Here is a 248-nt window from a genome sequence, read left to right on the forward strand (position 1 = left end):
GGAACAAATCCGGCATATCCAGAACGATGCGCGTGAACATGGTGTGCATCTGCGTCCACGCTGGCCAATGATCATTCTTCGTTCACCCAAGGGCTGGACAGGTCCAGAAGAAGTGGATGGCAAAAAACGGAAGGCACATTCCGTTCTCATCAAGTTCCAATGGGCGATATGGATAAGGAAGGGCATGTCGAAATCCTTAACAAATGGATGCAAAGTTATCGACCAGAAGAATTGTTTGATGATAGAGG

At 47.6% G+C, this 248-nt stretch carries 1 pseudogene; it reads left to right on the plus strand.

The annotated features are described in order from the left end of the window. Nucleotides 1-43: 43 nt before the first annotated feature. A pseudogene (locus tag E8Q33_RS15395) lies at nucleotides 44-248 on the plus strand (hypothetical protein); the annotation flags it as partial.

Origin of the sequence: Methylophaga sp. SB9B (assembly GCF_004832235.1) — a bacterium.
In the GTDB taxonomy this organism is placed as follows: domain Bacteria; phylum Pseudomonadota; class Gammaproteobacteria; order Nitrosococcales; family Methylophagaceae; genus Methylophaga; species Methylophaga muralis.